This is a genomic window from Desmonostoc vinosum (assembly GCF_059505385.1).
Window position 1 is genome coordinate 1 of sequence record NZ_JCACKM010000259.1, and the last position, 5,779, is coordinate 5,779.

Annotated in this window: 6 protein-coding genes; 4 read left to right on the top strand and 2 right to left on the bottom strand. The window is 42.5% G+C overall.

The window, feature by feature from the left end:
• Positions 1-177: 177 nt before the first annotated feature.
• Positions 178-933: a sirohydrochlorin chelatase gene (locus tag AC5JMF_RS28420; protein ID WP_495799060.1), complete on the top strand. Its 756-nt coding sequence runs from the start codon at positions 178-180 to the stop codon at positions 931-933.
• A complete protein-coding gene (gene cobA, locus AC5JMF_RS28425) occupies positions 930-1,709 on the top strand; it encodes a uroporphyrinogen-III C-methyltransferase (protein ID WP_495799061.1) in 780 nt (259 codons plus the stop codon). The genes AC5JMF_RS28420 and cobA overlap by 4 nt, the downstream gene beginning before the upstream one ends.
• Positions 1,710-1,818: 109 nt before the next feature.
• On the opposite strand, the gene AC5JMF_RS28430 is transcribed toward cobA, so the two are convergent.
• Together AC5JMF_RS28430 and AC5JMF_RS28435 are read right to left on the bottom strand one after the other, a co-directional pair.
• Complete coding sequence (locus tag AC5JMF_RS28430) at positions 1,819-2,196, bottom strand: response regulator (RefSeq protein WP_495799062.1); 378 nt, start codon at positions 2,194-2,196, stop codon at positions 1,819-1,821.
• A 41-nt stretch (positions 2,197-2,237) separates the two neighbouring features.
• The gene (locus AC5JMF_RS28435) at positions 2,238-3,314 is read right to left on the bottom strand and encodes a response regulator (RefSeq protein WP_495799063.1); all 1,077 of its coding nucleotides are present in this window, start codon (positions 3,312-3,314) and stop codon (positions 2,238-2,240) included.
• Between the two features lie 680 nt (positions 3,315-3,994).
• On the opposite strand from AC5JMF_RS28435, the gene AC5JMF_RS28440 reads away from it, so the two are divergent.
• Together AC5JMF_RS28440 and AC5JMF_RS28445 are read left to right on the top strand one after the other, a co-directional pair.
• Positions 3,995-4,930: an RluA family pseudouridine synthase gene (locus tag AC5JMF_RS28440; RefSeq protein ID WP_495799064.1), complete on the top strand. Its 936-nt coding sequence runs from the start codon at positions 3,995-3,997 to the stop codon at positions 4,928-4,930.
• A gap of 124 nt (positions 4,931-5,054) precedes the next feature.
• A complete protein-coding gene (locus tag AC5JMF_RS28445; RefSeq protein WP_495799065.1) occupies positions 5,055-5,645 on the top strand; it encodes a phycobilisome protein in 591 nt (196 codons plus the stop codon).
• Positions 5,646-5,779 lie beyond the last annotated feature (134 nt).

Consider the following 5,779-nt stretch of genomic DNA (forward strand, 5'->3'; position numbering starts at 1 on the left):
GCCTGCGGCATAGCTTCGCTTAGAGCGACACAGGAGCGTCGCGTCATTACGAATTGGTATAAGACAGACCCCTACACAAAACTTGCCGATTATAGAACCGGGGGACTTAAACCCACGGAACTAGTTAAAGGGGATTTAGAATAACAAAAATAGTAACTAAAAATTTCACCCTTGCCAATGCTATCTGCATATCTATTGGTATCTCACGGAAGTCGCGATCCGCGTCCAGAAATCGCCATGCGACAACTGGCGGGGCTAATACGTAACAAACTAGATGATAGCTATAATCAAGCAGCTTCTGCTAATAGCGTAGTTTCTCAGCCAAGTGATGAAAAGTTTGTAGGCGTAGCTTACTTAGAAGTTGTTTCTAAGTCGTTGCACGAACAGATTAAACAATTTGCTCAGAACGCTTTTGAGTGCGATCGCCTAAAAATCATACCGCTGTTTCTGCTGCCGGGAGTGCATGTAATGACAGATATTCCGGCACAAGTTGCACTAGCACAACAGGCTCTTGGTCTAGATATTAAAATTGAGCTGCAACCATATTTGGGTAGTCATCCCGCTTTAGAGAAATTGCTAGCAAAATCAATGACTGCTATCAAAACACAAGCATGGATTTTGTTAGCCCACGGTAGCCGTCGCCCACTTTCTGGGCAGCCAGTAGAAGCAATGGCTAAAGAGTTAGGAGCAGTAGTTGCTTACTGGTCTGTACCTCCTAGTTTAGAATTGCAAGTGAAAGATTTGATCGCTGCGGGTTACAGGGAAATTGCAATTCTGCCATACTTTTTATTCCCTGGTGGTATAACAGATGCGATCGCTCAGTCAACAGAAAAGCTAAAATTACAATTTCCCGAGGTAACTTTCCAACTAGCGGAACCTCTGGGAGCAAATGCAGAATTAGCCGATTTAATTTGGGACTTAATCAATAAATGAGCCGCACAGAAACAGAGGCAAGAAAGTATTTGGGAAAGGTTTATTTAGTAGGTGCGGGGCCAGGAGATCCAGGACTAGTCACCCTCAAGGCGAAAGGTTTACTCGAATGTGCAGACGTAGTTATCTATGATGCTTTAGTAAGTCCAGCAATTTTGGCAATGATTAATCCCCAAGCCGAACAAATTAATGCCGGTAAGCGCATGGGGAGACACTCGCTGTTACAAGAAGAAACAACGCAACTGCTGATTGATAAAGCCCAGGATCATGCAATTGTGATCCGGCTCAAAGGTGGCGATCCCTTTATCTTTGGTCGAGGTGGTGAGGAAATGGCAGAATTAGTAGAGGCTGGCATCTCAGTCGAGGTAGTGCCCGGTATTACTTCGGGAATCGCTGCACCAGCCTACGCAGGCATTCCTCTAACTCATAGGTTATATAGCTCTTCGGTGACATTTGTTACTGGGCACGAGGCAGCGGGTAAGTATAAACCAGCAGTGAATTGGAGTGCGATCGCCCACGGTTCCGAAACGATTGTGATTTACATGGGGATTCACAACTTACCGTATATTGTAGAACAATTGAGTGCAGCAAGATTGAGCTTAGAAACACCAATTGGTTTAGTACGTTGGGGTACGCGACCAGAACAAGAAGAATTGATTGGTACATTAGCGACAATTGTCGAACAGGTAGAACAAACTGGATTTGGCGCACCTGCGATCGCTGTTATAGGATCAGTAGTAAATATGCACAGCATCCTATCTAGTTGTCGCCCAACTTGAGAGATGAGGGAGTAAAAAGCTGGGGAGGCAGGGGGAACAGAGGGAGAAATAACAAACACCAATTCCCAATTCCCCATTTTCAATTACGAATTACGAATTAGTATGAGATTCAAGCAGCTACTGACTGAATCACACTCAGTAACAACTCAGGCGTATACGGTTCAGTTATGTAAGCGTCAGCACCTTGTTTTCTCGCCCACAAATGATGAATTGTCTGATTTTTGCTACTACAAATCACAATTGGCACTTTCTGATGAGTGGAATTTCTGTTGAGGAAGCGACACAACTCAAATCCACTCATTCCTGGCATTACCACATCAGTAATAATCGCATCTGGCTTTTCTTCCAGGACTATTTCCAGAGCTTCTTTAGCACTATTAGCTTTAATAATGTTGTAACCTCTATCTCTGAAATAATTACTCACGAATTCCAAATCATTCAGAGAATCTTCTAAAACCAGAATTTTACCAACTCTAGCAATACTCAATCTTAAATCTCCAAAGTGTCTTGACTTGATTGATTGAGAACCTAAACAATATGTTTAAAGATAATTTTCAATAAATCTCCTTGGGTAAAAGGTTTAGCTAAATAACCTGAAGCTCTAGCCATCTTCGCTTTCGCTCTATCGATAAATCTTGTTTTTCCTGACACCATAATTACGGGTGTATTCTTAAAATACACATGCTTACGGAGTAAAGAGCAGAGTTCATACCCATCTAAACCAGGCATTGAGATATCCAATAAAATCAAGTCTGGCTTAGTACAGAGAATTTGCATTAAAGCTTTCATAGAGTCAGTGACTCCTACAAAAGAAAATATTTGCTCATCTAAAAAACCTTTGATGGCATTCAGTACTGTAGGACTGTCATCAATACAGAATATTGTGTAGAGTTTTTTCTCAGTAGACAATCGCGAAATTCTTTGGCCACTATTATCGGTAGTCTTAGGATTTTGTTGTAAAAAACGGCTAGAGTAGGCTGCAACTTTATTACTGCTGCTTGGTCTAGATAACGTTTCTACGGCTGTTGTTTGAGCTTGTGGTTGCTGCGTTCGGAAAAATTGCGCCCCCTCGGCTGGAACAACAGGCTGTTTTTGACATCTTTCAACTAGTAAGCGGAGATTCAAATGGCAAAACTTTGGCATATCATCCAGAAAACTTTCTGGAATAAATTCATAACTCCCCTCTTCTAAGTTTAAAAATGACTCTAAAACCTCTAGCGCCAATTGTTCTATCAGTATTGCCGCCTGCGACGGACTCATATATTTTTGATTGACTAACCAGCAAATTGCTAAATAATCTGGATTTGGTATAGCTTGATTCTCAATACCAGTTTCAAAAATCATCCGCAACTGCTCATCGATACCGTGAGGGAGAGTAGAAATCTGCTGACTCAAGCGCTGCAAATTTCTATAAAGCGGCTCAAACATTTTCTCTGAGTAGCAAGCATAAATTAATTTACCTTCATCTATGTATATTGACCAAGCACCTGAAGTGCTAAATACCTGCAAACAACCAGTCACAGATTTACTGGTGATTTTTTTTAACAGAGATAGGGGCTGGAGTTTCTGGAAAAATCTATATCTACTAATCGGAAGTGTTGTCATCGGGATAGTTCTGGATTAAATTAATATTCGCAATTCAAATCGGTGAATTTCCCAAAGAAAATTCACAGCCATAATGGCTGAAGTACTGTCAAATAAATATAGCTGTCGGATTTAACTTAGTACAGAGATTCCACACCCCCCAATACCAAACTCCCCAATCTCTGCTAAGCTATAATGCACGAATTACGAATTGCCATAGCACACCCAGCCATATTATTGCCCAAAGCCTGATCTGGCCAGAGTTATTTTCTCTAAACAGCATTCCAGAAATCAGCTTGACTTTCTGTATCTTTCGCTAATCTGGCTATTCTGGAAACATAGGGAGTGGGGAAAGAAAGTGTTTATTTCATTCATAACGGGTGGTGCGCCGTCTGTCCCCTACTCCCTGCCCCCTTTCCCCTACTCTCTTGAGTGATGCATCTGTAGTTTTATGGCTGTCACTGGTTCCCTCCTTTTTAAGGGGGTTAGGGGGAATCTAAAAGTGCCTAAAGTCACAGCAAAACACTTTTCAAACAACCTCTAAAACTTAGGTTACTATAAATCTCCAAGTGAATTAAAAATAATGTATAAATTTCATGATAAATAAGTAAAGAAAAGATGAAAACTTATTACTATTAAATATCAGGATTTTTTATAAAAATTTATTTAAATCAAAAACGGGGAATTAACCCAGACGAATTGTGATCGAATTTAATCTACAAGTTGAAGATAACAGCGATCGCCTTGACCGCTACCTTTCACAAGAATTACCAGATTTATCTCGTTCCCGCATCCAGCAGTTAATCGAACAAGGTCAGGTGCAACTCAACGGTCAAGTTTGCATATCTAAGAAGATTAGCATTAAAGCAGGCGATCGCATCACTCTAGAAATCCCAGCAGCACAACCTTTAGAACTACAAGCAGAAAATATCCCCTTAGATATCCTCTACGAAGACGACCAATTACTCATTCTCAACAAACCCGCTGGTTTAGTCGTTCATCCTGCACCCGGCCATCCCGATGGTACTTTAGTCAATGCCCTCTTAGCGCATTGTCCCAACCTCCCAGGAATTGGCGGAGTCCAACGTCCGGGAATTGTCCATCGCTTGGATAAGGATACAACAGGGGCGATCGCCATTGCCAAAACAGACATCGCTTATCAATATTTGCAAGCACAACTCAAAGCTAAAACCGCACGCCGAGAATATTTAGGTGTAGTTTACGGCGCACCAAAAACCGAAAGTGGCACTGTAGATTTGCCCATTGGTCGCCATTCCCAAGACCGCAAAAAAATGGCAATTGTCCCCACAGAACAAGGCGGACGATCTGCCGTTACTCATTGGCAAGTATTAGAACGCCTTGGTAACTACACATTAATCCATTTCCAACTAGAAACAGGACGCACCCATCAAATTCGTGTCCACAGCGCTAAAATCGGTCATCCAATAGTTGGCGACCCAATTTATGGTTCTGGTCGTTCAGTAGGCGTTAATTTGCCTGGTCAAGCACTACACGCTTGGCGACTCAAACTACAACATCCCATATCACAAGATTGGATCGAAGTTACAGCCCCTCCACCTCCAACATTGACAACTTTAATAGAAGTTCTGCGGCGACGAGTAGCAATTTATAATTAGGGGCTAGGGGCTGGTTAGGGACTGGGGATTGGTAAGAAGATATCTTATGAATTCTTTAATTTTTAATACTCAATTGCCCATTCCCAATTTCCCATTCCCAATTCCCAATTCCCCATTCCCCAAAATGACAAAACCCCAACTTAGTGAAAAAGTTCAAGAATTAATCCAAAAAGCCAGGATTGTTAGCTTTGATACCTGGAAATACACCTATCCTCAACCAGCTATTCAGCTATTTCAAGCAGCCGATGACCAGGGACGTTATCTGACAAACGAAGATTTTCAGCAAATCCAGAAACTTGTACCAGCCACAGTAGAATTAATTCCAGTGGCACAGATGCTACGCGATCGCGTCAGCGATATCGTAAATGAAGCTAGAACCGAGGTGTTATCCACCTTCCCCAACATCACCCAACCCGGCGGTGGACTGTACCCCCCCGAACGTGCTGAAGCTTGTTGGCGTGACTTCTGGCACTTTTTGCGTTGCATCACCTACGGCATTGCAGGAAGACACACCGACTACACCAGTACAGAAGGTCTGCACTACATGCAACTGCTTTATCAAGAATTACAAGTACCCTTAGATGCAATGGTTTTAGGGCTAGAAGGCATCAAAACTAGCAGCCTAAAACGCGTAGAACCAAATCAGCAAGAAATACTTGCTCCCTATTTTGATCACCTAATTGGAAAGTTGAAGAGGATAGGGAGTGGGGAGTAATACTTCGACTACGCTTAGTGACTAGGAGTAGGGAGTGGGGGAGATGAGGGAGATGAGGGAGATGAGGCGAGAAATAACAAATCCCCAATCCCCAATCCCCAATCCCCAGTCCCCAGTCCCCAATCCCCAGTCCC

What these genes read in the sequence shown, in the direction of transcription:
- AC5JMF_RS28420 (WP_495799060.1), top strand. Translation starts at nt 178, where the DNA reads ATGCTATCTGCATATCTATTGGTATCTCACGGAAGTCGCGATCCGCGT.
- cobA (WP_495799061.1), top strand. Translation starts at nt 930, where the DNA reads ATGAGCCGCACAGAAACAGAGGCAAGAAAGTATTTGGGAAAGGTTTAT.
- AC5JMF_RS28435 (WP_495799063.1), bottom strand. Translation starts at nt 3,314, where the DNA reads ATGACAACACTTCCGATTAGTAGATATAGATTTTTCCAGAAACTCCAG.
- AC5JMF_RS28445 (WP_495799065.1), top strand. Translation starts at nt 5,055, where the DNA reads ATGACAAAACCCCAACTTAGTGAAAAAGTTCAAGAATTAATCCAAAAA.